Source organism: Pseudomonas sp. MF4836, assembly GCF_002018875.1.
Classification (GTDB): Bacteria; Pseudomonadota; Gammaproteobacteria; order Pseudomonadales; family Pseudomonadaceae; genus Aquipseudomonas.
This window is the reverse complement of record NZ_MVOL01000005.1, coordinates 274,197-299,590: the sequence shown is the minus strand read 5'-3', so window position 1 is coordinate 299,590 and position 25,394 is coordinate 274,197. Positions and strand designations below refer to the sequence as shown.

Sequence of the window (25,394 nt, the reverse complement as noted above, 5' to 3'; positions counted from 1 at the left end):
TAACCTTCAGGCTTTATTTCAAGGGCGGGAGCCGCTATGGCGATGGACTTGACCAGCCTGTTGCTCGGCCTGGCAGCGGCGGCGGTACCGCTGCTGGCGCTGGCCTGGCAACTGCAACGACGTGCCAGCAGCCGTCAGACTGAACTGTCGTTGCTCGAAGAGCGCCTGGCCACTGCGCAACTGGCCCAGGAGGGCCTGGCGGCGCAACTGGATGCCTGTCGCGACGAAATCAGTGACCTGAGCCAGGCCAACGGCGCCAAGCAGGCCGATCTGGCGGCAGTGCGCCGTGAGGTCGAGCTGTTGCAGATCGAGCGCGACAACGCCCGTGACGCGGCCCACGCCTGGAACCTCGAACGTGCCGGCAAAGAGGCCGAGCTGCGCCGGCTGGATGCCCAGGCTGCCTCGCTGCATGCCGAACTGCGGGAACAACAGGAAAGCCATCAACAGCGCCTGAGCGATTTGCAGGGCTCGCGAGATGAACTGCGGGCGCAATTTGCCGAGCTGGCCGGGAAAATCTTCGATGAGCGCGAGCAGCGCTTTGCCGAGAACAGCCAGCAGCGCCTCGGGCAGTTGCTCGACCCATTGAAGGAACGCATCCAGTCGTTCGAGAAGCGGGTCGAGGAAAGTTACCAGGCCGAGGCCCGCGAGCGTTTCTCCCTGGCCAAGGAGCTGGAGCGCCTGCAGCAGTTGAACCTGCGCCTGAGCGACGAGGCGACCAACCTGACCCGCGCCCTCAAGGGCCAGAAAACCCAGGGCAACTGGGGCGAGCTGATTCTGGAACGCGTGCTGGAGCACGCCGGGCTGGAAAAGGGCCGCGAGTATCAGACCCAGGTCAGCCTCAAGGGCCCGGACGGCGAGCGCTTCCAGCCCGATGTGCTGATCATGTTGCCGGGCGACAAGCAAGTGGTGGTGGATTCCAAGGTCAGCCTGACCGCCTATCAGCAGTACGTCGTCGCCGATGACGAGGTGATTGGCCAGGCGGCGCTCAAGCAGCACGTACTGTCCTTGCGCAATCACGTCAAAGGCTTGGCCGGCAAGGATTACAAGCGCCTTGAAGGGCTGCACAGCCTGGATTTCGTGCTGCTGTTCGTGCCGATCGAAGCGGCTTTTTCCGCAGCCCTGCAGGCCGAGCCGAATCTGTTCCAGGAAGCCTTTGACCGCAATATCGTGATTGTCAGCCCGACCACCTTGCTGGCCACCCTGCGAGTGATCGACAGCCTGTGGAAGCAGGAGCGGCAAAGCCAGAACGCCCGGGAAATTGCCGAGCGGGCCGGGTGGCTGTACGACAAGTTCGTGCTGTTTATTCAGGATCTGGATGAAGTCGGCAATCGTCTGCAGCAACTGGACAAGGCCTACAGTGCGGCGCGAAACAAACTTACAGAAGGGCGCGGCAACCTCGTCAGCCGCAGCGAACAACTCAAGCTGCTCGGCGCCCGTGCCAGCAAGAGCCTGCCGGCCGACCTGCTGGAGCGGGCAATGACCGACGCCAATGGCGAGTTGCTCGAACTGCCCGAGTAACCCCACGCGCATCGTCCTGGGCCGGGTCTGACCCCGAGGCGCTCTGGTTCAGAGCGGCAGGTGGCGGCTGAGCAGGGCTCTCAAGGCGGCCGGCTTCACCGGCTTGGCCAGGTAGTCGAGGCCCGCTGCATGCACCTCGGCCACCATCTCCGGGCGGCCGTCCGCGCTGATCACCACCCCGGGCACCGGCTCGCCAAGCTGGGTACGCAGCCACGCCATGAGCTCGGTTCCGGTTTCGCCGTCGTCCAGGTGATAGTCGACCAGGGCCAGTTGCGGTCGAACGCCATCGCTGAGCAGCGCGGCGCATTCTTCGCGGTTGCGCGCGGTCCACACCTGGCAGCCCCAGCGGCTGAGCAGGCTGTTCATGCCAATCAGGATGCTGTCTTCATTGTCGATGCACAGCACCTGGGCGCCGCTGGGCAGCGTGCCGTTGGGCTCGGCGGTCTTGCCGGGTGCGGCGGCAGGAGTACGCGCCAGGGGCACGCTGACGCTGAACACGCTGCCCTGGCCCGGCCAGGATCTGACTTGCAGGCCATGGTTGAGCACCCGGCACAGGCCATCGGCGATCGCCAGCCCCAGCCCCAGGCCTTTTTCGGCGCGGGTCTGGTGGCTGTCGAGGCGTTTGAACTCCTCGAAAATCACTTGCTGCTTGTCCTGTGGAATCCCCGGGCCGCGGTCCCATACCTCCAGGCACAGTTGATCGCCGCGACGGCGCACGCCCAGTAGCACCGGGCCCTTGGCATAGCGGAAAGCGTTGGTCAGGAAGTTCTGCAGGATGCGCCGCAAGAGCTTGATATCGCTGTCCACCCGCAGGCGGCTGCCGCGCAGGCGGAATTTCAGGCCTTGTTCCTGAGCCAGGGCCTTGAATTCGGCGCCGAGGGTGTCGAACAGTTCGTTGAGTACGAACGGCTTGCGGTCGGGAGTGATCTTGCCGTTTTCCAGGCGCGAGATGTCCAGCAGGTCACTGATCAGGTCTTCGGCGGAGCGCAGCGAGCTGTCCAGGTGTTGCACCAGTTGCTGGGCTTCGGTGGACAGGCCGTCGTCCTGGTGAGACAGAGCGGCGGAGAACAGGCGAGCGGCGTTCAGCGGCTGCATCAGGTCATGACTGACGGCCGCCAGGAAGCGTGTCTTGGATTGGTTGGCCGACTCGGCGGTGCCTTTGGCTTCCGTCAGCGCGGCGTTGAGTTGCGACAGTTCGTGGGTGCGTTCGGCAACCCGCTGCTCCAGGCCTTCGTTGGCCTCGGTCAGCGCCTGCTCGGCTTCGCGGAACGGGGTGATGTCGGTGAAGCTCATGACGAAACCGCCACCGGGCATCGGGTTGCCGATCAGCTCGATGACCCTGCCATTGGGGAACAGCCGTTCGGACGTGTGGGCGCGGCCCTGGCGCATCCAGTGCAGGCGCCGCGCCACGTGGACTTCGGCCTCGCCTGCACCGCACAAGCCGCGCTCGGCGTTGTAGCGAATGATGTCGGCGATCGGCCGGCCGACGCTGATCAACCCTTCCGGGTAGTTGAACAGCTCCAGATAGCGTCGGTTCCAGGCCACCAGTTTCAGCGACTGGTCGACCACGCTGATGCCCTGGGTGATGTTCTCGATGGCGCCCTGCAGCAGCGCGCGGTTGAACTGCAAGACCTCAGAGGCTTCATCGGCGATGCGCACCACGTCTTCAAGCTGCATCTCCCGGCCCTCGATGGCGGCCTTGACCACCGCGCGAGTCGAGGAGGCGCCGAGCACACCCGCCAGCAGGCGCTCGGTGTGGGCGATCCATTCGCCATCGGCATTCTGGTTGGGGTTGAACCCTTTGCCCTGGCGGTAGGCGAAGCGGATAAAGCTCTGGCGCGCGCGTTCTTCACCGACAAAACGTGCCGCGAGTTTCAGCAGGTCATCGATCTGCACCGAGAGCATCGAACGTGAACTGGGGCGGCCGCTGATTTCCTGGCCGATAAAGCGTCCGGCCTGCCAGTGCTCGGAAACCCGGGTGCGCGACAGCACCGAGACCCAGGCAAACAGGGTGAAGTTGCCCGCCAGCGACAGCACCACGCCCTGGGTCAGCGGGGTGATCGGCAGCCCCAGCGGGTTGCTGTGCAGCCAGGCCAGGCCTGGAAAGCTGCTCAGGGACCAGCCCAGGCTGTGGGCAGCAATCGGCAGGATCAGGGTGTAGAACCACAGGAAAGTACCGGCGGCCAGGCCGGCGAACACGCCACGGCGATTGGCCTGTTTCCAGTACAGCGCGCCGAGCATGGCTGGCGCCAGTTGGGTCACGGCGGCAAAAGCGATCTGGCCGATGGTCGCCAGGCTCGCGGTAGAGCCCAGCAGGCGATAGCTGACGTAGGCCAGCAGCAAAATCACGACGATGCTGACCCGGCGCACCGAGAGCATCCAATGGCGAAACACTTCGAACGGCCGCTCGGCGTTTTTGCGCCGCAGCAGCCAGGGCAGCAGCATGTCGTTGGAGACCATGGTCGACAGCGCGACGCTGGCCACGATCACCATGCCGGTGGCCGCCGAGGCGCCACCGATAAACGCCAGCAGGGCCAGGGCAGGGTGGGCCTGGGCCAGGGGCAGGCTGATCACGAAGGAGTCGGGCAGCACCGAGCTGGGCAGGAGCATCTGCCCGGCGAGGGCAATCGGCACTACAAACAGCGCGGCCAGGGCCAGGTAGGCCGGGAACACCCACTTGGCCAGGCGCAGGTCCTGGGGTTCGATGTTCTCCACCACGGTGACGTGGAACTGCCGGGGCAGGCAGATGATGGCCATCATCGCGACACCGGTCTGGACCACCATCGACGGCCAATTGATGGTTTCTTTCCAGTATTGCTCCAGACGCGGGGCGAGCATGGCCTGGTTGAACAGGTCGTCGAAGCCGTCATAGAGGCCGAACGTGACGAAGGCACCGACGGCGAGGAAGGCAAATAGCTTGACCAGGGATTCGAAGGCAATCGCCAGCACCATGCCCCGGTGGTGCTCGGTGGCGTCGAGGTTGCGGGTGCCGAAGACGATGGTGAACAAGGCCAGGATCAGCGACACGATCAGTGCTGTGTCTTGCGCGCGAGTGCCCATGGCATCGGCCCCGGCGCCGATCAGCAGGTTGACCCCGAGCACGATGCCCTTGAGCTGCAAGGCGATGTAAGGCAGGACGCCGACCAGGCAGATCAGCGCCACCACCACCGCCAGGGACTGGGATTTGCCATAACGTGCGGCAATGAAGTCGGCGATTGAGGTGATGTTTTCCTGCTTGCTGATCAGCACCATCTTTTGCAGGACCCAGGGCGCCAGCACCAGGAGCAGGATCGGCCCCAGGTAGATCGGCAGGAATGACCAGAGCTGTTCCGCCGCCTGGCCCACGGCGCCGAAGAAGGTCCAGCTGGTGCAGTACACCGCCAGGGACAGGCTGTACACCCAGGCACGCACCCGCGGCGGCAACGGCGCGCTGCGGCGGTCGCCGTAGAAGGCGATGGCGAACATGATGGCCATATAGGCCAGGGCGACGGCGGCGATCAGCCCGCTGGACAGCGACATGGGAACTCCGGACAAAAAGGCATCCGGGCACTCCAGCCCGGCCCGACAGTCTCGCACGATGTCCGGGGTTAGTCAGTGTCGACCATGGTATTGGCGTGGCCTGGTGTCGCAGGGCTTGCAAGCCATTTTCGGCATGGGCTGGCAGGCTGGGGAGGTGGCGTTTTGTGGCGCTTCTAGCGGGCGTCGAGCTTATTGCCCAAGCGCCAGTTCGATCAGTTCATGCAGCTCTGGAACCGTCAGCGGCGTGGCTGAAAACAGGATGCGGAATACGGTCGGCGCCACCACCAGGTTAAGCAGGCGGTCGACGCTGGGCGGCGTGTCGGCAGACGGGTAGCGAGCGAGGATGATCTGCAACTGGCCGCCGAGGATGGTCACGCAATAGCCGGGAGTGGCGCTGCACTGCACGTCACGCATCATGTTGCGCCCGGGCTCCGAGCTCATTTCATCCAGGTACTGTTCGGCCCAGGCGCGCAGGTCGCCGCGCAGGCTGCCGGTGTTGGCGGGCTCGCTGTCCGGCTGCATGCGCGCCAGGGCGACATCCGCCAGCAGCGCCGACAAATCGCCCCAGCGCCGGTAAATGGTCGACGGCGTGACCCCGGCGCGTACAGCGATCTGCGGCACGGTCAGGGTCGCGCGCTCCTGTTGTTCCAGGAGTTCGCGGACTGCCGAGTGGATGGATTCCTGAACCCGGGCGCTGCGGCCGCCTGGGCGTAAACCTTCTTTAATAGCCATGGGCGGCACCTTAACACAAAGAATTTGCTTTAAGCTCGAGCCAGTAGCACACTGCGCAAAAGCAAAATATTAGCTTTAGCGGAGCGTGCCCATGTCCAGCCTTGCCGACACCCCGGTGTCAAACCGTCCCAGCCTGGTGTTTTTGGCTATCACCTTGCTCAGTTTCCTAGCTGCCTCCAGCGCGCCGACCCCGCTGTATCACCTGTACCAGGAGGCCATGGGGTTTTCCCCCGCCACCCTGACCCTGATTTTCGGCGTCTATGCCCTGAGCCTGCTGGCCGCCTTGCTGACGGTGGGTTCGTTATCGGATTACCTGGGGCGCAAGCCGGTGATCTTTATTGCCTTGCTCCTGGATATTCTGGCGATGCTGCTGTTTATCAATGGCCACAGCGTGGCGTGGCTGGTGGCTGCGCGGGTGATGCAGGGCTTTGCCACCGGCATGGCCACCAGCGTGCTGGGCGCGGCCCTGCTCGATACGGATCGCCAGCAGGGGCCGTTGGTCAATAGCGTGGCGCCCTTGCTGGGCATGGCCTGCGGCGCCATGGGCACGGGGTTGCTGGTGGAGTTCGCGCCGCTGCCGCTGCAGTTGGCCTACTGGATTCTGTTGCTGTTGTTCGTGGCGCAGGCGTTGTACGTCTGGCGCTTGCCGGAAAGTGTCAGCCCCCAGCCAGGCGCCTGGGCCTCGCTGCGTCCGACTCTGCATGTGCCGCCCCAGGCGCGACGGGCCTTGTGGCTGGCGCTGCCGGTGGATATAGCGGTCTGGGCCATGGGCGGTTTTTACTTGTCATTGGCGCCTTCCCTGGTGCGGGCGGCCACCGGGTCCACTTCGAACCTGATAGGAGGCGGCCTGGTTGCCGTCTTGACCCTGAGCGGTGCGCTGATGATTTTCACCCTGCGCAATCGCCCGGCCGACAAGGTGCTGCGCCTCGGCGCCGGGCTGCTGGCCGCCGGGGTCATGTTGATTCTGTGTGCGGTGCACAGCGCCAGCCTGGCGCTGTTTTTCTTCGGCACCCTGGTGGCCGGCAGCGGCTTTGGCGCCGGCTTTCTCGGGGCGCTGCGCAGTGTGGTGCCCCTGGCCTTGCCCCATGAGCGGGCGGGGTTGATGTCGGCGTTTTATGTCCTGAGTTACCTGGCGTTCTGCCTGCCGTCGCTGTTGGCCGGCAACCTGACCCGGACCTTCGGCCTGATCGCCACCACCGATGGCTATGGCGCGGTCTTGATCATGCTGGCCCTCGGCGCCTTGTTGGCTCTGGTGCGTCAAGGTTCGGCCAACGCCTGCACCGCTAATGGCCGGTGATAAAACAGCCGCCGATTTCCTGTCGCCTTGGGTTAGCCTTGGGTTCCTGAAGCGCCAGGGCGCATGGACCCCGTTATGGAGCAGCACGCCGTGACCAAGATTACTCGCAGCAAATCCTTCACCGGTGAGCGTGCCTGGGCGGCGCTGGATATCGCCTCCATGAACGGCATCACCACCCGCCTGCACTGGACCGACCAGCCCTATAAATGGCACATCAACGATGGCCAGGAGGTGTTTGTGGTGCTCGATGGCTGCGTGCAGATGCGTTACCGGGAGGCGGGCGTTGAAAAGGCGGTGCAGTTGGAGGTGGGCGATATCTTTTATGCGGATGTCGGCACCGAGCATGTGGCCCATCCACAAGGCGTGGCGCGAATCCTGGTGATCGAAAGCGAAGGCAGCGTCTGATCTATATCTGCAAAGTAGATAACAGATAGAGAAATTACCCGTTATATAGATATTCGATTCGCTTCTATCATGGGCTCCACCTCATCAGAGGACAGGAGGCACGCCATGCAATGCTCTAAAACTCCCGCCAGCCAGCGCCGTCCGCTGAGCCAGTTGCAGCACCCACGGGAAGCCATTCGGCAATTCACCCCCAACTGGTTCGCCGCCACCATGGGCACCGGTGTCCTGGCGTTGGCCCTGGCCCAGTTGCCGCTGCAAGTCCCGGGTTTGCACCTGCTGGCCGAAGGCTTGTGGTGGTTCACCATTTTTCTGTTTCTGTTATTCAGCGCGGCCTATGCCGCGCGCTGGATGCTGTTTTTCGATGAAGCGCGGCGGATCTTCGGCCATTCCACGGTCTCGATGTTTTTCGGCACCATTCCCATGGGGCTGGCGACCATCATCAATGGCTTCCTGCTATTTGGCGTACCGCGCTGGGGCCAGGGCGTGGTGTCGCTGGCCGAGGTCTTGTGGTGGCTGGATGTGGCCCTGTCGCTGGCCTGCGGGGTGTTGATCCCCTACATGATGTTCACCCGCCAGGAGCACAGCATCGACCAGATGACGGCCGTCTGGCTGTTGCCGGTGGTGGCTGCGGAAGTAGCGGCGGCCAGTGGCGGCCTGCTTGCACCCCATTTGCTTGAGGCGCACTCGCAGTGGGTAGTGCTGGTGACCAGTTACGTGCTGTGGGCGTTTTCGTTGCCCGTGGCCTTCAGCATCCTGACCATCCTCATGCTGCGCATGGCCTTGCACAAATTGCCTCACGAGAGCATGGCCGCCTCGAGCTGGCTGGCCCTCGGACCGATCGGCACCGGGGCCCTGGGCATGTTGCTGCTGGGGAGCGACGCGCCGGCGATCTTCGCCGCCAATGGCTTGCCGGGCATCGGCGAAATCGCAGCCGGGCTGGGGCTGGTCGCCGGGATCACGCTGTGGGGCTTCGGCTTGTGGTGGATGTTGATGGCGGTCTTGATCACTCGGCGCTACCTGCGTGCCGGCATCCCGTTCAACCTCGGGTGGTGGGGCTTTACCTTTCCCTTGGGGGTGTACGCGCTGGCCACCCTGAAATTGGCAAGCACCTTGAACCTGAGCTTCTTCAGTATCTTTGGCAGCGTGCTGGTGCTGGCACTGGCGATCATGTGGCTGATCGTGGCCAAGCGCACCGTGCAAGGCGCCTATAAAGGCGAGCTGTTTGTTTCGCCCTGCATCGCAGGATTAGCGAAATAATTGCTCAGGATTAGGTAAGGTTGTGGCCTGGATCAAAGATCGACATTCCAATAACCAGCATCCACGCCACTCAGGGACATGGAAGATGAGTCACCCTTCGCAGTTCACCTTGCTCCGCAAGCGGCGCTTCTTGCCGTTTTTCATCACGCAGTCCCTTGGTGCATTCAACGACAACATCTTCAAGCAGTCGCTGATTCTTGCCATTCTCTACAAGCTGACCATCGAGGGCGATCGCTCGGTCTGGGTCAACCTGTGTGCCTTGTTGTTCATTCTGCCGTTCTTCCTGTTTTCGGCGCTGGCCGGGCAGTTTGGCGAAAAGTTCGCCAAGGACTCGCTGATCCGTCTGATCAAACTGGGTGAAATCGCGATCATGGTGGTCGGCGCCGTGGGCTTTGCCTTCGATCATCTGTCGCTGATGCTGGTGGCGCTGTTCGCCATGGGCACTCACTCGGCGCTGTTCGGTCCGGTGAAGTATTCGATCCTGCCCCAGGCCCTGCGTGAAGAAGAGCTGGTGGGGGGCAACGGCCTGGTGGAAATGGGCACCTTCCTGGCGATCCTGGCCGGGACCATCGGCGCCGGGATCATGATGTCCTCGGCGCACTACGCACCCATCGTCTCCACGGCCATGATCGGCGTCGCGGTCCTGGGGTATCTGGCCAGTCGCAGCATTCCACGGGCCGCTGCGTCCAGCCCGGAAATGCGCCTGAACTGGAATATCTTCAGCCAGTCCTGGGCCACCCTGCGCCTGGGCCTGGGGCAGACGCCGGCAGTGTCGCGCTCGATTGTCGGCAACTCCTGGTTCTGGTTTGTCGGGGCGATCTACCTGACGCAGATTCCGGCCTACGCCAAGGAGTGGATGCACGGCGATGAGACCGTGGTCACGCTGATCCTGACCGTGTTCTCGGTGGGTATCGCGCTCGGTTCCATGCTGTGCGAGAAGCTGTCCGGGCGCAAAGTCGAGATCGGCCTGGTGCCTTTCGGCTCCCTGGGCTTGACGATTTTCGGCCTGTTGCTGTGGTGGCATTCGGGGGGCATTCCACTGAGCGCCAACCCTGAAGGGCACAGCTGGTTGGCGGTGCTCGGGTTTGGCCAGAGCTGGTGGGTGTTGCTCGATATCCTCGGGCTCGGTGTGTTCGGTGGCTTCTATATCGTGCCGCTGTACGCCTTGATCCAGTCGCGCACGCCGGAGAAGGAACGGGCGCGGGTGATTGCCGCCAACAATATTCTCAATGCCTTGTTCATGGTGGTCTCGGCGCTGGTCTCCATCGTGTTGCTGAGTGTGGCCAAGCTGTCGATCCCGCATTTGTTCCTGGTGGTGTCGCTGCTGAACATTCTGGTCAACGGCTACATCTTCAAGATCGTGCCCGAGTTCAGCATGCGCTTCATGATCTGGCTGCTGAGCCACTCGATGTACCGCGTCGAACATCGTAACCTGGACTTGATCCCCGACGAAGGCGCCGCCCTGCTGGTGTGCAACCACGTCTCGTTCGTCGATGCCTTGTTGATCGGCGGTGCGGTGCGTCGGCCGATTCGCTTTGTGATGTATTACAAAATCTACAACCTGCCGGTGCTGAACTTTATCTTCCGCACGGCCGGGACCATTCCCATCGCCGGGCGTCACGAAGACCTGCAGATTTACGAAAAGGCCTTCAAAAGGATTGCCCAGTACCTGAAGGACGGTGAGTTGGTGTGCATCTTCCCGGAAGGCAAACTGACCGCCGATGGCGAGCTCAATGAGTTCAAGGGTGGCTTGACGCGGATTCTGCAGGAGACTCCGGTGCCCGTGATTCCGTTGGCGCTGCAAGGATTATGGGGCAGCTTCTTCAGCCGCGATCCGGGCAAGGGGCTGTTTCGCCGGCTCTGGTCGCACGTGACCCTGGTGGCCGGTCCGCCGGTGGCGGTGGAGGCCGCCGAGCCGGCCCACTTGCAGACGCTGGTGGGGCAGTTGCGCGGCAGCGTGCGCTAGTTTCAGCCAGGCAAAAAAACGCCCGCATGATTGCGGGCGTTTTTATTGGCATCGGATTTCTTGCCGTCAGCTGGCGCTGACCTTCAGACCGACCAGCCCGGCGATGATCAGGCCGACACTCAGCAGTCGGACCAGGGCCATGGATTCACCAAACAGAATGATTCCGGCGATCACCGTGCCGACTGCGCCGACCCCGGTCCAGATCGCATAGGCGGTGCCCAGGGGCAACTCCTTCATGGCCAGGCCCAGCAGGCCCAGGCTGATGGCCATGGCGATCACGGTCAGGGCGGTGGGCAGCGGGCGGCTGAAGCCGTCGGTGTATTTCAGGCCGACGGCCCAGCCAACTTCAAACAGGCCGGCAAAAAACAGAATGATCCAGGACATGAACACCTCCATCGATTGATGGGGCCGTCCCCAGATTGATAACTCGATCGAGCCGCGAGGTCGTCCCCGCGATGCGCAGTATAGTGCCCACTAATAAACCCTCGATCAAGCCCGCGCTTACTCGGCTGTGGGTTGCGCGGCCTGCTTGCGGTCTTCCTTTTCACTCATGCGGCGGAAATAGGTCGAGAGCAGCGCTCCGGAAATATTGTGCCAGACACTGAACAGCGCGCTGGGCACTGCCGCCAGGGGTGAAAAGTGCGCGCTGGCCAGCGCCGCGCCCAGGCCGGAGTTCTGCATGCCGACTTCCAGTGCCAGGGATTTACGCTGGGCCAGCGGCAGTTTGAACAGCTTGCCGGTGAAGTAGCCCAGCAGGTAGCCGAAGCTGTTGTGCAGCATGACCACGGCCATGATCAGCAGGCCCGATTCGGCGATCTTCGCCTGACTGGCGGCGACCACGGCGGTCACGATGATCACGATGCTGACCACTGACACCAGGGGCAATACCTCCACCGCGTGCCGCACCCGATCACCCAGCAGGCGCTGGGCCGCCACGCCCAGCACGATTGGCAGCAACACCACCTGCAGGATCGACCAGAACAGCTCCATGAACGAAACCGGCAGCCAGGCTGAAGCCAGCATCCAGATCAGCGCCGGGGTCAGCACCGGGGCGAGGAGGGTGGTGACGGCGGCGATGGCCACGGACAACGCCAGGTCGCCCCGTGCCAGCCAGGTCATTACGTTGGATGAGGTGCCGCTCGGGCAGCAGCCCACCAGGATCACCCCGACCGCGATTTCCGCGGGCAGATGGAACACCTGGCACAGCAGCCAGGCCACCCCCGGCATGATCACGAAATGCGCGACCACCCCCAGCGCCACCCGCCATGGATGGCGTACGACCTCAGCGAAGTCATCGAGCTTCAGGGTCAGGCCCATGCCGAACATCACCAGGCCCAGCAGCGGCACGATGGCGCCCTTGAGGCCGATGAACCAGCCGGGTTGCAGGAACGCCACCACGGCGAAAATCAGCACCCAGTAAGCGAAGGTATTGCCGACAAAACGACTCAATGCAGCCAGTGCACGCATGGCCTGTTCCTTATTATGTGAAAACGCCACCCGGGCGGTGGCGTCTATAAACAGTAGCTGGCTTGGCTGCGGCGTTGCGGCTGCGGCCAGGCCGGGTCCCGCAAGGGTCAGATGCCTTGTGGTATTTCTTCGCCACCCAATGCTTCGACCAGTGCCGGCAGGAATTCGCCGAAGGTCAGCATCATCAGGGTGAAGCTGGCGTCCAGCTGGCCGAGGGCTTCTTCGCCGCCGTCCTGTTCTGCCTGGTCTTGCAGCAGGTCTTCGAACTTCAGGCGCTTGACGGTCATTTTGTCGTCGAGCATGAAGGACAGCTTGTCCTGCCAGGCCAGGGACAGCTGGGTGACCACTTTGCCAGTGCTCAGGTGCAGCTGGATCTCTTCGCTGGTCAGGTCCTGGCGCTTGCAGCGCACGATGCCGCCATCTTCATGGGTGTCGCGCAGCTCGCACTCGTCGAGCACGAAGAAGTCGGCCGCGGTTTCCTGGGTCTTGACCCAGTCGGTCATGATCGCGGTCGGTGCAGTCTTGACGGTCAGCGGACGTACCGGCAGGGTGCCGAGCACTTCGCGCAGGGTGGAGAGCAGGTCTTCAGCGCGTTTCGGGCTGGCCGAGTTGACCAGGATCAGGCCCTGTTTCGGCGCGATGGCGGCAAAGGTCGAGGAACGACGAATAAAGGCGCGGGGCAGGAAAGCCTGGATGATTTCATCCTTGATCTGGTCGCGCTCCTTTTTATAGACCTTGCGCATTTGTTCGGCTTCGATCTCTTCGACCTTTTCCTTCAGGGCGTCGCGTACGACGCTGCCAGGCAGGATGCGTTCTTCCTTGCGCGCGGCAACCAGCAGGAAATCCTGGCTGACGTGGACCAGGGGCGCATCTTCGCCTTTGCCGAACGGCGCGACGAAACCGTAGGTGGTCAACTCCTGGCTTGCACATGGACGCGCCAGTTTGGTGGCCAGTGCGGTTTCCAGCGCCTCAGCATCAAAGGGCAGATCTTGGGTCAGGCGATAGATAAGCAGGTTTTTGAACCACATGGGGTGAATCTCTCCTTTATACAAAGGAGGGCATTATTCTCTTCGCGGCTGCTCAGGCCAACCCTTCGCTAAGCCTTTGGAAGGCATGAAAAAATTATTATAAAAAGTGCTTGCCAGAGTTCGGGTCGCTCCGTAGAATGCGCGCCACACCGAAAGTGAAGGGTGATTAGCTCAGCTGGGAGAGCATCTGCCTTACAAGCAGAGGGTCGGCGGTTCGATCCCGTCATCACCCACCATTCGCTTCAAGTGTTACGCGCAGCGGTAGTTCAGTCGGTTAGAATACCGGCCTGTCACGCCGGGGGTCGCGGGTTCGAGTCCCGTCCGCTGCGCCATATTCGGTTACCTGGAACGCTGAACGCCAGGTCACCACGGAAAGCCCGCTAACGCGGGTTTTTTTGTGCCTGTATTTTGCGGGTGCCCGTTATCTTGCAATTATTTCTGCTTTTTTTAATAAATTGTTTATTTAAATCAGCACGTTATGAATTTTTGTGAGAGAATGCGCCCCGCAACGAAGGTAAAGGGTGATTAGCTCAGCTGGGAGAGCATCTGCCTTACAAGCAGAGGGTCGGCGGTTCGATCCCGTCATCACCCACCACTTACTTTCAACGCTACGCGCAGCGGTAGTTCAGTCGGTTAGAATACCGGCCTGTCACGCCGGGGGTCGCGGGTTCGAGTCCCGTCCGCTGCGCCATTATTCAGTCTCCAAGCCCCTTGAACGCTTGGAAGCACCAAAGAAAGCGACCTTAGGGTCGCTTTTTTTTGTGCCCGGATTTTGCCCTGCTCAACCTACTGCGTGAGATGACGACTCGTCGGTGCGCGGCTTGCTCACCGAGCGGCTGGCCAGCAGGCCCACCTCGAACAGCATCCACATCGGCACCGCCAGCATGGTTTGCGAAAACACGTCTGGCGGCGTCAGCAGCATGCCGACCACAAAGCAGCCGACGATCACGTACGGCCGACTTTTTTGCAGGGTCTGCACGTCGGTGATGCCGGCCCAGATCACCAGGAAGGTCGCCACCGGAATTTCAAAGGCCAGGCCGAACGCCAGCAGCAGCGCGAGAATGAAATCCAGGTACAGCGCGATGTCGGTCATCATTGCCACGCCGTCCGGCGTGACGCTGGTAAAGAAGCCGAACATCATCGGGAACACCAGGAAAAACGCAAACGCCATGCCGCCGTAAAACAGCAGCACGCTGACGGCCAGCAACCACGCGGCAATCCGCCGTTCCTGGCGATACACCGCCGGTGCGATCAACCCCCAAACCTGATGCAGCAGCAGCGGCATGCTGATGAACAGGGCAATCATCATCGTCAGCTTGAGCGGTGCCAGAAACGGTGAGGTCACGCCGGTGGCGATCATGCTGGCGCCGGCGGGCAGGAATTCGCGCAGCGGCTGCGAGACGAAGCTGTACAGGGTCTGGGCGAAGGGAAACAAGGCGCAGAACACCAGGGTGATGGCCAGGGCGCAACGCAGCAGGCGCGAGCGCAATTGAGTCAGGTGCCCGGTCACCGACAGGCGTCGAGCAGGCAAGGGCAAGTCGTTCATGGGGTGGGGTGTCCTGATGGGGTGCCGCTCTCGGGTTGCGGCGCCCCCGGGGGCGGGGCCTCCAGGCGGATGCCGTCGCGCAGTTGCTGTTCCAGTTGCCGCAGAGGCGCCTGGTCGAGGCCCTGGAGCAGGTGCTCGTTATCCAGCTCCTGGGTCACCTGGGCCTTGAGCGTATTCATCGCGCGTTTGGCCCGGCCCAGCCACAAGCCGGCGTTGCGCGCGGCAACCGGCAAGCGTTCCGGGCCCAGCACCAAGAGAGCCACCAGGCCGACCAGCAGCAGTTCGCTGAAGCCGATATCGAACATCAGTGTTTGCTGTCTGCGGATCGATTGTGCGCGGCGTCCACCTCAAGCCCGGTTTTTGCCGGGTCCTGCTGGGCACCGGGCTCGTTGCCCATCGATGAGCGGAACCCCTTGATCGCCTCGCCCACATCGCTGCCCAGCCCTTTCAAGCGTTTGGTGCCGAACAGCATCATCACGATCAGCAGCACGATGACCAGTTGCCAAATCCCTATACCACCCATATCGACGCTCCAAGCCATTGATTTGAAATATAAAGGCGCAGTTTGCCGAGGCTTTGTGACGCTGCGGTGACGTTTTCGGGGGATTTGTGTGAGCCTGCCACCTGGCTGAAACATCCACTGTGTTGACTGTCGCCTGTTGTTCAACAAAGGCGGCGTGGCGATGTTCGGAAAGCGGCAGCAAGGGGCAGCGTTGTTGATGGTCCTGGTGGCCCTGGCAATGCTGGCGGGGGGCATGGCGTGGATGGTCGAGCAGGGGCGGCAGGAGGTCGGCAGCGTGCGGCTGATCCAGCAACGGGTGCAGGCGCGGGCTATCGAGCGGGCGGCGCTGGCCTTCACCGAGCAGGCGCTGCAGGACCCGTTATGGCGCGCCAGCCCGCTGTTCTGGCAGGCCCTGCGCGGGCAGCCCCTGAGCTATGACTTCAAGGGCGGCAAGGCGAGCATTCGAATTCGCGACCTGCACAGCTGTTTCAACGTCAATGCATTGATTGGCCCCGAGGCCGAGCGTGCGCAACGCCAGCTGGTGCAGTTGCTGGGGGCCGACATGGCCGCTGAACGCCTGACGCAGACCCTGGCCGACTGGCTCGACGCCGACCAGCAGACGCGCCTGCAAGGTGCGGAAAGCAACGAATACCTGCGCCAGTTGCCGCCGCGCCTGGCGGCCAATCAGTTGATGGGCGATATCAGCGAGTTGAACCTGCTGCTGACCGCCGATGCCGGTCGGGCGCTGCGCTACCCGCAATTGTGCGCCCTGGCCGAAACTTCGGGCTGGCGCCTGAACGCCAATGCCTTGAGCCTGGATATGCTGCCGCTGCTGGATGCGCTGTATGAGGGCGAGGTCTCGCGCTCGCTGCTGACTCGCCTGGTCAGTGCACGCCCTGCCGGGGGCTATCGCGATGCCGGCGATCTGCGCCAGGCCCTGGGAGCGCTGGATGACCCGACGTTCGAGCGGATCAGTGAAGGCTTGCAGCTCAATGGCGATCACTTTCTGCTGCAACTGGAGATCGATCTGGACGGCCAGCTGTTTCGCAGCCAATACCGGGTCGAAGCCCAGGGCGTGGTCAAGTGGCATGCCAGGGTGCCGGCCCAGGGCATGCTGCTGCGTTCGCGCGAACCGCTGCCTTTATAGGGCAGACGGCAAAAGCCCCGAACCAGTCGGGGCTTTTGTGGTGGCGGGGCGGTTGTCAGATTGCCAGTTCACCCCCATCGCTGCGCTGGATCACCACCGTGGATGCGCGGGGGCGCACAGTGCCGACCGTGACATCGGTGGCCACATCGGTGGACGGCCAGTTGCCCGGGTGCTGGATATTGACGAACACGGTTTTGTTGTCGGGGGTGAAGGTCACGCCGGTCACTTCGCAGCCGTTGGGCCCGACGAAGAAGCGCCGCAGGTCGACCTGGTTCTGGGCGTTGACCGGCACCTGTTTGCCCTGGGCATCGACCAGGTTGGTGGGGATCACCACCAGCATCTGATCGTTGGTGTAGCTGGTGAGGGTGGATTCGCCGTTGTCGGTCTGGATCCACATCACCCCACGGCTGTCGAAGCTCATGCCGTCCGGGCTGGCGAACTGGTTGAGTACGGTCAGGCCGGAGCGGTTGATGTCCGGGGTGCCGGCGGCGTTGGCGCCGAAGACAAAGATGTCCCAGGTGAAGGCGATCTGATTGTCGGCGTCGTGCCAGCGAATGATGTGCCCGTGCTTGTTGTTGACGCGCGGGTTGGCGGCGTTGGCCACGGTGCGGCTGGTGTTGTTGGTGAGCGTCAGGTAGACGTCGCCATTGAGCGGGTTGACCGAGGTCCATTCCGGGCGGTCCATGGGCGTGGCGCCCACGGCGTCGGCGGCGCCCCGAGTGTTGAGGATGATCCCCGGCAGGTCGGTGAATTTCGCCCCCAGGGTGCTGCCGTCGGTGGTGGCGCTGGCCACGTCGAGCAGCAGCCAGTCGCCGCTGCCGTCGGCGTTGAAGCGCGCCACGTACAGCTTGCCGCTGTCCATGTACTTGGTGCCGGTGGCCAGGCGATCGCTGGGGTTGGCGTCGGCCGGGTCCCACAGGGCGGTGGAGACGAACTTGTACAGGTACTCGTTCTGCGAGTCGTCGCCGCTGTAGAACACCACCGGTTTGCCGGCGGTGGTCAGGCCCGGCCAGCAGCCTTCATGGCGGAACCGACCGAGGGCGGTGCGTTTCACCGCGCGCGTGGCGGAGTTGTAGGGGTCGATCTCGACGATATAGCCATAGGTGCTGGCTTCGTTGCGGTAGTCGTCGGTGGCCGTGGCGCCAGTGGGGGTCACGTCGAAACGGCTGAACTCTTCGGCCACTTCGCTCGGGTCGCCGGCGGCGGTTTCCCAGCGATAGTTGCCGTTGGTGGTGCCGACGCCGATCCGCACCTGGTCTGCCGGCCGGGCGCCGCTTTTATTGATGAAGATCCCTGGCCAGTTTTCCTCGCAGGTGAGGTAGGTGCCCCACGGCGTGTAGCCGTTGCCGCAGTTGTTGTTGGTGCCGCGGGTCTGGGTGCCGGTGGGCGAGAACTTGGTCTTGACGTGGTCGGTGCCTTTCATCGGGCCTGACAGGTCCATCACCGTGGCGGTGGTGAAGCGGCGGTTCAGCGGGTCGTTTTCAATCACCTGCCAGCGGCCGCTGATCTTGGTCACGCGCATCACGCCGGCGCCGTGGGCGTTGATCTCCTTGCGCACTTCCTCGACCGGGCGAATGCCGCCGATCAGGGTGGCGCCGGCCGGGTGCAGGGCGGCCTGGTCGATGTATTCGTGGTTGATGGCGATCAGGCCGTCGGTGGAGCTGCCATTGATCGGGAAGAACCGCATGCCGTCGTGGTGCATGCCCACCGAGTTGGCCTGGTCGGTCGAGGTGTTGCTGCCGTCGCTTTTCCAGGCGGCGGCGGTGCTGTTCAACGGCGTGCCCCAAGGCGCCAGGACATGGGCGGTGTAGCCGGCGGCCACGGTGCAGGCGTCGATCAGGGAGCCGGGGATCGAGTTGAAGCCCAGTTTCAGTGCTGGCTTGGTGGTCGGTGGCGGCGTGCTGTCGTTGTCTGAGCCGCTGTCGCTGTCAAAGCAGCCGGTCAGGCCGGTGCCGGCAATCATGGCGATCGCGGCGCCGAGCCCGCCACGTACCACGCTGCGACGGCTGAGGTAGGTAGTGAGTACCGATTCCATCGGCTCGTTGAGGCTCAGATTGCGATTCTGGTTGTCGCCAGTCTCTCGACTCATTTCATCAGGTCCTTTGTAGATCACGGTTGGTTTGAAAGGAACCGGGACTGTAAGAGCCGAGTGTGATGATTCTTTGGCGGTTTTGTTAAAAACGGATTTAACCTGCTTTCTTTTATTTCCTTTTGTTACAAGGCCGCAGATTTCAGCCCTGTTAAAAAACTGACATTAAACCGTCATTAATTGCCCGCCACTATGCCGCCCCTGTGAAGAGTTAGCCTCAGGGTGAGAGAACAATGGCTTCAATGGTGCGGCGCGATGTATTGGGATGGATGACGCTCGGGGCCTGTGCGCCCTGGCTCGCCGGCTGCTCCAGCCTGGGGGCTGCGGCGGGGCCGAGCGACAGCCAGCCGGTGGATCTGTTGTATGTCGCCGATACCCTCGACGCCCGCCAGCCGGGTCGCCCGGTGGTGCCCGCCACTCGCCTGGGGCCGGCGACACGTATCGGCCAAGCACCCTGGATCACCGGGGCCAATGCCCGTTCTGCCCAAGCCGGCGGCAGCCCGCTCGATGGCCTGCTTGATGCGGCCTTGAGCGATGGCGTGGAAACCGGCGGCTACGCAGTGCTCGGTGCGCTGCTGCAACGCTTGCGTGAGGAGTCCGGCCACGGCAACAGCCTGACCCTGGAAAACGGCCAGTGCTGGAACGGCAGTGGCCTGGCCTACCTGACCCGAGGGGTCTCCGGAGTCCAGGGCAGCGCCTTGCTTGGCAGCGAAGTGCGAGTCAGCAGCGATGAACGTGTGCTCTGGCCGGACCAATGCCAGGGGCTGTACCACCAGTTCGGCCATCCGGTACTGGGCGCCGGGCTGGCCAGCGACAGCGCGCAACGCCTGGCCACCCCCGGCATGAGTGTGTTCCGCCGTGGCGGCGTGCGCATCGCCGTGGTCGGGATCACCGATCCCTATGCCCGGGATCAGAAAGCATCCCTCAAGCAATGGCTGCACAGCCTGCAGCCGGTGCTGACTCAGGCCCGGGCCGAAGCCGACCTGGTGGTGGCCCTGGCCGATGTCGGCACTGGTCCGGGGTTCTGGCTGGCCGAGCGCCTGAGCCAGGTCGATCTGGTGCTCTGTGCCCGGGGTCAGGACCTGTGGCCGCAACCGGTGGAAATCCTGCAAGGCTCGGGCAAACGGGTCCCGGTGCTGCTGGGCGGGGCCCGGGCCAGCGGCGCGTTTCGTATCCGTTGCCAGGCCCAGGCCGGGCAGTGGCGGTTCGAAGCGCGCTTCTACCCGGCCTTCAACAATGCCCTGGATGCTGGCGGACAAGCCCATGCCCAACGCCTGCGCCAAAGCCTGCAACAACAGCGGGCGGCCCACGCCGGCTGGCTCGATCAACCCTTGGCCCGGGCCCCGGAAAACCTCTGGCGCCGCGATGTGCGCGGCGGCAGTTGGGACCGCCTGTTGCACCAGGCACTGGCGAGCCAGCCCGACAGCGCGGTGCTGCTGCCGGGGTTGCGCTACGACAGCCCCCTGGCGCGGGGCCAGATGATTACCCGCGAACACCTGATCAGCCTGAGTGGCAGCTACCCGGCGCCGGTGGTCGACGTGCCGGCGCAGCAGGTACGCCAGGTGCTGGAGAACGCGGCCGAGCAACTGTTTGGCGAGCCGTTGCTGCTGGATAACAGCCAGGATCTGCCGCGCTGGCTCGGCCAGCCCTGGCAGGTCACCTACAGCCCCAGCGGCAAGCGGGTCAGCGAGTTTGCCGAACCGCTCGGCCAATGCCGGACCTTCGGCCTGGGCTTTGACGCCGAGGCCGGGCAACCGCTGTGGCAACACCTGGAAGGCTGGTTGCGCGAGCGGCCGGCGGATTGGCAACTGGCGCCGCTGCAACTGCCGCACGTGCGTTACGTGCAGGGTCATCCCGGGTGGCACCCACGGAGCCTGATCAGTTGAGCCGTGCCGGCGGCCTGTTCAACCTGGTGCTGGTGACCCTGCTGGCCTGGCTGGCGGCGCGCTGCGTGCTGCAACTCTGGCACGGCGCCGCGCAACCGCCGCCGCAGTATCCGCAACCGGCTCCGGTGGCCGACCTGCTCCAGCGGCATTGGGCACCGCGCCAGGCGCCAGGCAGCGACTTGCCGCTGACCACGCTCAAGGTCGATTACCTGGGCAGCCTCAAGGCCAGCCAGCTGCGCGCCACGGTGGTGGTGCTGCGTTACCAGCAACAAGAACGGACGTTGACCCTTGGTCAGCGCCTGGCCCCGGGCATCGTCTTGCACGACATCGATGAGCGCGGGCTGATTTTCGACAATCAAGGGCAGCACGAACGCCTGCCGTGGCCGCCCCGGCGGCCGGTGATCGGCCTCACGCGCCAGGAATGAACCGACTATGCACATGATCAATAAATGCCTGGGCCTGACGGCCTTGTGCCTGAGCTTGAGTTTTATTCCGGCCGGCGCCGAAGAAGAGGAGGCCTTGTATGAGGTCAACTTCATCGACACCGAGCTGACCGACTTTATCGACAGCGTGTCGCGCATCACCAGCACCACCTTCATCATCGACCCCCGGGTCAAGGGCAAGGTCACGGTGCGCAGCATCGAGATGCTCGGCAGCGAAGAGATCTACGACATCTTTCTCGCCCAACTGCGGGCCCAGGGGTTTGCCGCGGTCGACCTGCCCAATGGCAGCGTGAAGATCGTGCCCGACCAGGCGGCGCGCCTGGAGCCGGTGCCGGTGGAGTCCTCGCGCCAGGACCCGCAAGTCAATGACGGCATGGCGACCCGGGTGTTCAGCGTGCGCAACGCCGCCAGCGAGCAGATGCTGAACATCCTCAAGCCGCTGATCGACCCCCGGGTCGGGGTGATTACCCCCTATCCCTCGGCCAACCTGTTGGTGATCACCGACTGGCGCAGCAACCTGGACCGCATCGACAGCCTGCTGTTGCAGCTCGACCAGGTCAGCCAGGAACCCCTGGAGGTGTTGCCCCTGGTCAACGCCAGCGCCAACGACACCGCGCAGTTGATGACCCGCCTGCTGGCCCGGGAACAGGGCGCCGACAGCGCGCAAGTGATTGCCGACCCACGCAGCAACGCCTTGCTGGTGCGCGGCAGTGCCGATAGCCGGCAGCGGGTGCGGACCCTGCTCAAGCAGCTGGACCAACCCCAGAGCGCGCTGCGCAGTTCCAACACCGTAGTGATGTACCTGCGCCACGCCAATGCGGCCGAGGTGGTCAAGGTGCTGCGCGGCCTGACCCAGGACACGGCGGCCGGCGCGCCACCGGCCGAAGGCGAGCAGAAGCAGGTGGCGGTCAGCACCTCGGGGATCCGCATGGAGTCGGAGGAGGGCACCAACGCCGTGGTGATGGTGGGTCCGGACAGTGAAATCGCCGCCTACCGCACCATCGTTGAACAGCTGGATATCCGCCGCGCCCAGGTGGTGGTCGAAGCGATCATTGCCGAAGTCTCCGACACTCGTGCCCAGGAGCTGGGGGTGCAGTGGCTGTTTATGGGCGACTCCTTCGGCGGCGGTGCGGTCAACTTCACCGGCAGCGGCGCCAGCATCACCAGCCTGGCGGCCGCCGCCTCCAGCAACGACACCGCCGGCCTGGGCAAGCTCCTGGCGAATGTCCCGGGGGTGACTGCCGGGGTCGGCAACCTGAGCGGTGGCGGGCTGAATTTCCTGGCCCTGCTCAATGCGCTGAAAAGCGAAAGCGGCTTCAACCTGCTGTCGACTCCGACCCTGCTCACCCTGGACAACGCCGAGGCGTCGATCCTGGTGGGTCAGGAAGTGCCCTTCGTCACCGGCTCGGTCACGCAAAACAACACCAACCCCTACCAGACCATCGAGCGCAAGGAAGTGGGGATCAAGCTGCGGATCAAACCGCAGATCAATATCGACAACACCGTGCGCCTGGACATCGTTCAGGAAGTGTCTTCGATTGCCGACAGTGCCGGCGCCAGCGATGTCATCACCAACAAGCGCGAGATCAAGACCAAGGTCATGGTCGAGGACAACGGCCTGGTGGTGCTCGGCGGGCTGATCGGCGACGAAGCCAAATCCGGCGACCAGCGCGTGCCCTGGCTCGGCGATATTCCGGGCTTGGGCCGGCTGTTCCGCTCCACTTCCAGCCAGCGCACCAAGCAGAACCTGATGGTGTTTATCCGCCCGCGAATCATGCGTGACGGTGAGACCCTGGCCCAACTCAGCAGCGAAAAATATCGCAACCTCAAGGTCAACACGTCCCTGGCCTTGCCGGCGCTTTCGCAGAGCAATGCCTTGCTGCAGTTGTTCCCCGCCAGCCGCGAGCGCCTGGATGCCGGCACATGGTAAGCAGCCTGTTGCCCTATCGGCTGGCACGCCAGGCCGGCCTGGCGCGGGTGCCGGGCCAGGATGGTTGGAGCCTTTTGCTGCGCGAGGATGTCGACACCGATGCCTTGCAGGAAGTGTTGCGGGTCCATGGCCTGCCATTGGCGGTCGAGCACCTGGACCCGGCCCAGTACGAAGTGCGCCTGGGCAGCCTGTACCAGGCCGGGGAGTCGGCCACCGCGGCCTTGATCGAAGGGATTGGCGAGCAGGTTGACCTCGACAGCCTGATCAGCGAGTTGCCGCGGATCGAGGACCTGCTCGAAAGCGACAACGAAGCGCCGGTGATCCGCCTGATCAACGGGTTGTTCGCCGAGGGCCTGCGTTTGCGGGCGTCGGATATCCATATCGAAACCTTCGAGCAGAGCCTGGTGGTGCGGCTGCGGGTCGATGGCCATTTGCGTGAGATCCTGCGCCCGCCCCGGGCCCTGTCAGCGATGCTGGTGTCGCGGATCAAGGTCATGGCACGCCTGGATATCGCCGAAAAACGCCAGCCCCAGGACGGGCGCATCACCCTGCGCTCGGGCGGTCGCGAGGTGGATATCCGGGTCTCGACCTTGCCCGGCATCCACGGCGAACGGGTGGTGATGCGGGTGCTCGACAAGCAGGCCAACCTGCTGGACCTGAACAACCTGGGCATGCCGGCCGAGGTCGAGCAGGCGCTGCGTGCCTGCCTGTCGCGGCCCAACGGCATTCTGCTCAGCACCGGGCCCACCGGCTCGGGCAAGACCACCACCCTCTATGCCAGCCTCAATGCGCTGAACGACGGTTCGTGCAACATCCTCACCGTCGAAGACCCGGTGGAATACGCGATCACCGGCATCGGCCAGACCGCGATCAACCCCCGGGCCGGCATGACCTTCGCCAGTGGCCTGCGGGCGATTCTGCGCCAGGACCCGGACGTGATCATGCTCGGTGAAATTCGCGACCAGGAGACCGCGCAGATCGCGGTGCAGGCCAGCCTGACCGGGCACCTGGTGCTGTCGACCCTGCACACCAACAGCGCGGTGGGCGCCGTGACCCGCTTGCGCGACATGGGCATCGAACCCTTCCTGATTGCCTCCAGCCTCAAGGGCGTCATGGCCCAGCGCCTGGTGCGGCGCTTGTGCCATTGCGCCACCCCCGTGCCGTTGCAGGCTGCCGAGCGCCAGCTGTGGCCGGAACTGGCGCAGCTGGAGCAGAGCTTTCACCCTCAGGGCTGCGAAGACTGCCAGGGCAGCGGCTACAACGGACGCATCGGGCTCTACGAATTCATCACTTTGGATGCCGGGCTGATCAGCCTGCTGTACGACGGTGCCAGCGAAATGGCCATGCACGACTACCTGGCGGACAAGCGCCAGAGCCTCACGGCCATGGCCACCGAATGCCTGCGCCTGGGCCAGACCAGCCTCGAGCAAGTACTGCGCGCGGTGCGTGACTGATGCCGACGTATCGCTACCAGGCCCTGGACCTGCTCGGGCGCAGCCGCAAAGCCAGCATCCAGGCAGAGAGCGAGCGCCATGCCCGGCAGTTGCTGCGCGAGCAGGGCTTGTTCGCCCGCGACTTGCAGGTGCAGCGCGGGAGCCTGTCGAGCCCGCGCGGGCAACGCTTGAACCATGGGCAACTGTGCGAGCTGACGCGGCAGTTGGCGACCTTGCTCAGTGCCGGCATTCCCCTGGTGGATGCCCTGGCGACCCTGGAGCGCCAGCTTGCGGAGCCGGCGATTCGCAACCTGCTGGTGGCGGTGCGCGGAGCCCTGGGCGAAGGCCTGAGCCTGGCCCAGAGCCTGCGGCGCCAGGGCGGGCAGTTCAACACCCTGTATTGCGCACTGGTCGAGGCCGGCGAGCGCTCCGGCAAATTGGCCCCGGTGCTGGAGCGGCTGGCCGAGCACCTGGAGCAGGTGCAGAAGCAACGGCACAAGGCTCGCACCGCCCTGGTGTACCCGGCGGTGCTGATCCTGGTGTCGCTGGCGGTGGTGATCGGCCTCATGACTTTTGTGGTGCCCAAACTCACCGAGCAGTTCAGCCATACCGGGCAGAGCCTGCCCCTGATTACCCGAGTGCTGATCGGCGCCAGCGAAGGCCTGGTGCTGCTCGGCCCCTGGTTGTTGGCCCTGGCGTTGGTGCTGGGGCTGGGCGCCCGATTGTTGCTGCGCCAGGCGTCGTGGTGCTTGCGCCGCGACCGCCTGGCATTGCGCCTGCCACGGGTCGGGACGCTGTTGTCGGTGCTGGAAAGCGCTCGGGTCTCGCGCAGCCTGGCGATTTTGCTGGGCAGCGGTGTGCCGTTGCTCGAATCCCTGGAAGTGGCGACCGCCACCGTGGGTAATCGGCAGATTCACCAGGCTCTGGAAACCGTGCGCGAGCAGGTCGAAGGCGGCGTGACCCTGTACCGGGCGCTGAGCGCCAGTGGGTATTTCCCGCCGATGCTGCTGAATATGGTGGCCAGCGGCGAGGCCAGCGGCACCTTGCCCGACATGCTCGAACGGGTTGCCGACAACCAGGAGCGCGGTTTTGCGCGGCAGGTCGATCTGCTGCTGGCGCTGTTCGAACCGCTGATGATTCTGCTGATGGGGGCGGTGGTGTTGTTCATCGTGCTGGCGGTGCTGCTGCCGATCATGCAGCTCAACCAAGGCCTTACTTTCTGAAAAAGG

General features: G+C 63.9%; 20 protein-coding genes and 4 tRNA genes. 15 read left to right on the top strand and 9 right to left on the bottom strand.

From position 1 onward, the window contains the following. Window positions 1-150 precede the first annotated feature (150 nt). Entirely contained in the window at window positions 151-1,518 is a 1,368-nt protein-coding gene (rmuC, locus tag MF4836_RS14035) for a DNA recombination protein RmuC (RefSeq protein WP_178102950.1), read from the top strand. Window positions 1,519-1,566: 48 nt separating this feature from the next. Here the strand turns inward: rmuC and MF4836_RS14030 are convergent, their stop codons facing one another. Together MF4836_RS14030 and MF4836_RS14025 are read right to left on the bottom strand one after the other, a co-directional pair. Then, window positions 1,567-5,037 (bottom strand): hybrid sensor histidine kinase/response regulator, encoded by a 3,471-nt coding sequence (locus MF4836_RS14030; RefSeq protein WP_078470785.1) that lies wholly within the window; start codon window positions 5,035-5,037, stop codon window positions 1,567-1,569. A 189-nt stretch (window positions 5,038-5,226) separates the two neighbouring features. Further along, the gene (locus tag MF4836_RS14025; RefSeq protein ID WP_078470784.1) at window positions 5,227-5,769 is read right to left on the bottom strand and encodes a TetR/AcrR family transcriptional regulator; all 543 of its coding nucleotides are present in this window, start codon (window positions 5,767-5,769) and stop codon (window positions 5,227-5,229) included. A 91-nt stretch (window positions 5,770-5,860) separates the two neighbouring features. Between MF4836_RS14025 and MF4836_RS14020 the strand changes: the two genes are divergently transcribed. The 4 genes from MF4836_RS14020 (at window position 5,861) to MF4836_RS14005 (ending at window position 10,694) form a co-directional block, all read left to right on the top strand. Beyond that, on the top strand, window positions 5,861-7,066 hold the full coding sequence (locus MF4836_RS14020; RefSeq protein WP_078470783.1) for an MFS transporter: 1,206 nt from the start codon (window positions 5,861-5,863) through the stop codon (window positions 7,064-7,066). 75 nt (window positions 7,067-7,141) lie between these two features. Further along, the gene (locus MF4836_RS14015) at window positions 7,142-7,471 is read left to right on the top strand and encodes a cupin (RefSeq protein ID WP_078470782.1); all 330 of its coding nucleotides are present in this window, start codon (window positions 7,142-7,144) and stop codon (window positions 7,469-7,471) included. Window positions 7,472-7,576: 105 nt separating this feature from the next. Continuing rightward, window positions 7,577-8,728, top strand: coding sequence for a TDT family transporter (locus MF4836_RS14010; protein WP_078470781.1), 1,152 nt, complete (start codon window positions 7,577-7,579; stop codon window positions 8,726-8,728). An 85-nt stretch (window positions 8,729-8,813) separates the two neighbouring features. Next, on the top strand, window positions 8,814-10,694 hold the full coding sequence (locus MF4836_RS14005) for an MFS transporter (protein ID WP_078470780.1): 1,881 nt from the start codon (window positions 8,814-8,816) through the stop codon (window positions 10,692-10,694). A 66-nt stretch (window positions 10,695-10,760) separates the two neighbouring features. Here the strand turns inward: MF4836_RS14005 and sugE are convergent, their stop codons facing one another. From sugE to rdgC, 3 genes are all read right to left on the bottom strand, one after another. Further along, window positions 10,761-11,078, bottom strand: coding sequence for a quaternary ammonium compound efflux SMR transporter SugE (gene sugE / locus MF4836_RS14000; protein ID WP_020295580.1), 318 nt, complete (start codon window positions 11,076-11,078; stop codon window positions 10,761-10,763). Between the two features lie 117 nt (window positions 11,079-11,195). Further along, window positions 11,196-12,161 (bottom strand): bile acid:sodium symporter family protein, encoded by a 966-nt coding sequence (locus tag MF4836_RS13995; RefSeq protein ID WP_078470779.1) that lies wholly within the window; start codon window positions 12,159-12,161, stop codon window positions 11,196-11,198. A 107-nt stretch (window positions 12,162-12,268) separates the two neighbouring features. After that, complete coding sequence (gene rdgC, locus MF4836_RS13990) at window positions 12,269-13,189, bottom strand: recombination-associated protein RdgC (RefSeq protein ID WP_020295578.1); 921 nt, start codon at window positions 13,187-13,189, stop codon at window positions 12,269-12,271. 160 nt (window positions 13,190-13,349) lie between these two features. Here rdgC and MF4836_RS13985 point away from each other — a divergent pair. The 4 genes from MF4836_RS13985 to MF4836_RS13970 all read left to right on the top strand — a co-directional run bounded on the left by MF4836_RS13985 (window position 13,350) and on the right by MF4836_RS13970 (window position 13,880). Continuing rightward, window positions 13,350-13,425 (top strand) — tRNA-Val (locus MF4836_RS13985). Window positions 13,426-13,444: 19 nt separating this feature from the next. Next, a tRNA-Asp gene (locus MF4836_RS13980) sits at window positions 13,445-13,521 on the top strand. Between the two features lie 187 nt (window positions 13,522-13,708). Then, window positions 13,709-13,784: transfer RNA gene (locus MF4836_RS13975), tRNA-Val, on the top strand. A gap of 19 nt (window positions 13,785-13,803) precedes the next feature. After that, window positions 13,804-13,880 (top strand) — tRNA-Asp (locus tag MF4836_RS13970). Between the two features lie 90 nt (window positions 13,881-13,970). Here MF4836_RS13970 and tatC read toward each other — a convergent pair. Genes tatC through tatA form a run of 3 tightly spaced genes read right to left on the bottom strand, consistent with a single transcriptional unit; the run spans window position 13,971 to window position 15,258 of the window. Next, window positions 13,971-14,735, bottom strand: coding sequence for a twin-arginine translocase subunit TatC (gene tatC, locus MF4836_RS13965; protein ID WP_078470778.1), 765 nt, complete (start codon window positions 14,733-14,735; stop codon window positions 13,971-13,973). Then, on the bottom strand, window positions 14,732-15,040 hold the full coding sequence (gene tatB / locus MF4836_RS13960; RefSeq protein WP_078470777.1) for a Sec-independent protein translocase protein TatB: 309 nt from the start codon (window positions 15,038-15,040) through the stop codon (window positions 14,732-14,734). Before tatB ends, tatC begins: the two co-directional genes overlap by 4 nt. Next, window positions 15,040-15,258, bottom strand: coding sequence for a twin-arginine translocase TatA/TatE family subunit (tatA, locus tag MF4836_RS13955; protein ID WP_020295575.1), 219 nt, complete (start codon window positions 15,256-15,258; stop codon window positions 15,040-15,042). The genes tatB and tatA overlap by 1 nt, the downstream gene beginning before the upstream one ends. Before the next feature lie 160 nt (window positions 15,259-15,418). On the opposite strand from tatA, the gene gspK reads away from it, so the two are divergent. After that, window positions 15,419-16,384 carry a type II secretion system minor pseudopilin GspK gene (gspK, locus tag MF4836_RS13950; protein ID WP_078470774.1) on the top strand — a complete coding sequence of 322 codons (966 nt, stop codon included), beginning with the start codon at window positions 15,419-15,421 and terminating at the stop codon, window positions 16,382-16,384. Window positions 16,385-16,439: 55 nt separating this feature from the next. Here gspK and MF4836_RS13945 read toward each other — a convergent pair whose 3' ends face one another. Further along, window positions 16,440-18,473 carry a PhoX family protein gene (locus MF4836_RS13945; RefSeq protein ID WP_078470773.1) on the bottom strand — a complete coding sequence of 678 codons (2,034 nt, stop codon included), beginning with the start codon at window positions 18,471-18,473 and terminating at the stop codon, window positions 16,440-16,442. 233 nt (window positions 18,474-18,706) lie between these two features. Between MF4836_RS13945 and MF4836_RS13940 the strand changes: the two genes are divergently transcribed. The 5 genes from MF4836_RS13940 to gspF are packed head-to-tail and all read left to right on the top strand — an operon-like array spanning window position 18,707 to window position 25,388. Continuing rightward, window positions 18,707-20,359, top strand: coding sequence for a lipoprotein UxpA (locus MF4836_RS13940; protein ID WP_178102941.1), 1,653 nt, complete (start codon window positions 18,707-18,709; stop codon window positions 20,357-20,359). After that, window positions 20,356-20,784 carry a hypothetical protein gene (locus MF4836_RS13935; protein WP_078470771.1) on the top strand — a complete coding sequence of 143 codons (429 nt, stop codon included), beginning with the start codon at window positions 20,356-20,358 and terminating at the stop codon, window positions 20,782-20,784. The genes MF4836_RS13940 and MF4836_RS13935 overlap by 4 nt, the downstream gene beginning before the upstream one ends. A gap of 7 nt (window positions 20,785-20,791) precedes the next feature. Next, entirely contained in the window at window positions 20,792-22,732 is a 1,941-nt protein-coding gene (gene gspD / locus MF4836_RS13930) for a type II secretion system secretin GspD (protein WP_102047908.1), read from the top strand. A gap of 5 nt (window positions 22,733-22,737) precedes the next feature. Beyond that, window positions 22,738-24,186 (top strand): GspE/PulE family protein, encoded by a 1,449-nt coding sequence (locus tag MF4836_RS13925; RefSeq protein ID WP_078470941.1) that lies wholly within the window; start codon window positions 22,738-22,740, stop codon window positions 24,184-24,186. Beyond that, window positions 24,186-25,388 (top strand): type II secretion system inner membrane protein GspF, encoded by a 1,203-nt coding sequence (gene gspF, locus MF4836_RS13920; RefSeq protein ID WP_078470770.1) that lies wholly within the window; start codon window positions 24,186-24,188, stop codon window positions 25,386-25,388. Before MF4836_RS13925 ends, gspF begins: the two co-directional genes overlap by 1 nt. Window positions 25,389-25,394: the final 6 nt, after the last annotated feature.

Bases quoted from the DNA above. Each gene is read 5' to 3' on its own strand.
- tatC (WP_078470778.1), bottom strand. From the start codon at position 14,735: ATGAACGACTTGCCCTTGCCTGCTCGACGCCTGTCGGTGACCGGGCAC.
- MF4836_RS14025 (WP_078470784.1), bottom strand. From the start codon at position 5,769: ATGGCTATTAAAGAAGGTTTACGCCCAGGCGGCCGCAGCGCCCGGGTT.
- rdgC (WP_020295578.1), bottom strand. From the start codon at position 13,189: ATGTGGTTCAAAAACCTGCTTATCTATCGCCTGACCCAAGATCTGCCC.
- MF4836_RS13995 (WP_078470779.1), bottom strand. From the start codon at position 12,161: ATGCGTGCACTGGCTGCATTGAGTCGTTTTGTCGGCAATACCTTCGCT.
- MF4836_RS13945 (WP_078470773.1), bottom strand. From the start codon at position 18,473: ATGAGTCGAGAGACTGGCGACAACCAGAATCGCAATCTGAGCCTCAAC.
- MF4836_RS14030 (WP_078470785.1), bottom strand. From the start codon at position 5,037: ATGTCGCTGTCCAGCGGGCTGATCGCCGCCGTCGCCCTGGCCTATATG.
- tatA (WP_020295575.1), bottom strand. From the start codon at position 15,258: ATGGGTGGTATAGGGATTTGGCAACTGGTCATCGTGCTGCTGATCGTG.
- MF4836_RS14005 (WP_078470780.1), top strand. From the start codon at position 8,814: ATGAGTCACCCTTCGCAGTTCACCTTGCTCCGCAAGCGGCGCTTCTTG.
- sugE (WP_020295580.1), bottom strand. From the start codon at position 11,078: ATGTCCTGGATCATTCTGTTTTTTGCCGGCCTGTTTGAAGTTGGCTGG.
- tatB (WP_078470777.1), bottom strand. From the start codon at position 15,040: ATGTTCGATATCGGCTTCAGCGAACTGCTGCTGGTCGGCCTGGTGGCT.
- gspF (WP_078470770.1), top strand. From the start codon at position 24,186: ATGCCGACGTATCGCTACCAGGCCCTGGACCTGCTCGGGCGCAGCCGC.
- MF4836_RS14020 (WP_078470783.1), top strand. From the start codon at position 5,861: ATGTCCAGCCTTGCCGACACCCCGGTGTCAAACCGTCCCAGCCTGGTG.
- MF4836_RS14015 (WP_078470782.1), top strand. From the start codon at position 7,142: ATGGAGCAGCACGCCGTGACCAAGATTACTCGCAGCAAATCCTTCACC.
- MF4836_RS14010 (WP_078470781.1), top strand. From the start codon at position 7,577: ATGCAATGCTCTAAAACTCCCGCCAGCCAGCGCCGTCCGCTGAGCCAG.
- gspK (WP_078470774.1), top strand. From the start codon at position 15,419: ATGTTCGGAAAGCGGCAGCAAGGGGCAGCGTTGTTGATGGTCCTGGTG.
- gspD (WP_102047908.1), top strand. From the start codon at position 20,792: ATGCACATGATCAATAAATGCCTGGGCCTGACGGCCTTGTGCCTGAGC.
- MF4836_RS13940 (WP_178102941.1), top strand. From the start codon at position 18,707: ATGGCTTCAATGGTGCGGCGCGATGTATTGGGATGGATGACGCTCGGG.